1 protein-coding gene and 1 pseudogene are annotated in these 1,553 nt (G+C 70.3%); both read right to left on the bottom strand.

Annotated features, from left to right (window positions below; genetic code table 11):
* On the bottom strand, positions 1 to 562 hold a 562-nt coding region (locus HUK84_RS17660), incomplete at its 3' end, for an MASE1 domain-containing protein (protein WP_246285764.1).
* Between the two features lie 182 nt (positions 563 to 744).
* Positions 745 to 1,553 (bottom strand): annotated as a pseudogene (locus tag HUK84_RS17655) (urocanate hydratase); the annotation flags it as partial.

The following is a 1,553-nucleotide window of genomic DNA, read 5'->3' as shown; positions in this document are numbered from 1 at the left end:
GCCGGCGCGGGGAGGCGCGGACCAGATGCAGCACGGCCGGCGTGGCGAGCAGCAGGCCCAGCGCGTCGCAGAGCACCCATTGCACCCATTCATGGAGGGGAACCCCGGGGTCGTTCAGAAAGATCCGTTCGACCGCGACGCCCAGCGCGGCCTCGGCGGCGGCGGACAGCAGGGCGATGACGGTGAAGGCCGCGAAGCGGCGCGGGCGCATCAGATTGGTGACTGCGCCGCAGAAGCGCCGGGTGAACGGCGCGGCCAGCACAGCCTGCAGCACGTTGAGGATGCAGGCCAGCACGGATTCGGGCGGGGACAGGGCACTGAGCTGGTTGATGAGCAGGTTCGTGCACAGGCAGGCCGCGAGCACGCCCGCCGCGAGCGCCGGGCGCAGGGTGAGCAGGGCGACCAGCATGGCCGCATTCGCCGACCAGAACGAGGAGTAGCCGGAATCGTCCGACAGCAGGAAACGCGTGGCCAGCGCGCAGAGCCCGAAGAGTGCGACGAGCAGGGCGGCCGTATCGATGCCCCGCCTGACTTCAGCCGACCGGCACGGTCTCCACCCCAACCAGCGCCCTCCCCCCAGAATGTATCGACGTGCCCCCGCAGGGTCGATGGTGGTCCTTTCGACATGGTTGCCTTGAAACGGCCGCATAGACAAGGCATGACGCGCGTCGGCGCCCGCGCGTGGCGGGAGAGTATATCTTTGGTTTTTCCAAACAGTGCCGGCGCGGGAGGCCGTGGCGGGCGCTATCCGCTCTGCCTGAGGTCCAGGTGGCGGATGCCCTGGCGCGCGGCCTCGTCCCGCGCCGCGTCGTAGCCGGCATCGGCGTAGCGCATGACGCCGAGGCTGGTGTCGTTGGTGAGCGCCAGGCGCAGGCGTTCGTCCGCCTCGACCGAGCCGTCGGCGATGAGCGTGACGCCGGCGCTGGTCATGTAGCCGGCATAGCCGCCGCCGCCGGAATGGATCGCCACCAGGTCGGCCTGCGACGAGCAGGCGAGCATGGCGCAGAGCAGCGGCCAGTCGGCGATCGCGTCCGAGCCGTCCCGCATGTTTTCGGTCATGATGTTGGGGTGCGCCATGGCGCCCGCGTCCAGATGGTCGCGGGTGAAGGCCACGGGGCCGGACAGCGTGCCCTGGCGCACCATGCGGTTGACCGCGAGGCCGACCGTGGTGCGGGCCTGGTGGCCGAGCCAGGCGATGCGCGCGGGCAGGCCCTCGACCGGGATATGGTCGCGCGCCAGCGTGATCCAGTTGACCACCGAGGGATCGTCGGCGAAGGTTTCGAGCAGGTAATCGTCGATCCGGCGGATGTCGCCGGGATCGTTGGACAAGGCGATCCAGCGGAACGGCCCGATCGCCCGGGCGAACAGGGGGCGCAGATAGGCCTCGGTGAAGATCGGGATGTCGAAGGCGTCCCCGATCCCGGCCTTTTGCGCCTGGGTGCGGATCAGGTTGCCGTTGTCGAACACGACGGCGCCCGCGGCGCGGAAATCGAGCATGGCGCGGACGTGCCGGGCGATCGAGGCCAGCGACAGGGCCGCCAGGCGGTCGGGGT

The organism is Nguyenibacter vanlangensis (genome assembly GCF_013376155.1).
GTDB lineage: Bacteria > Pseudomonadota > Alphaproteobacteria > Acetobacterales > Acetobacteraceae > Gluconacetobacter > Gluconacetobacter vanlangensis.
This window is presented reverse-complemented; position numbering and strand designations above follow the sequence as displayed.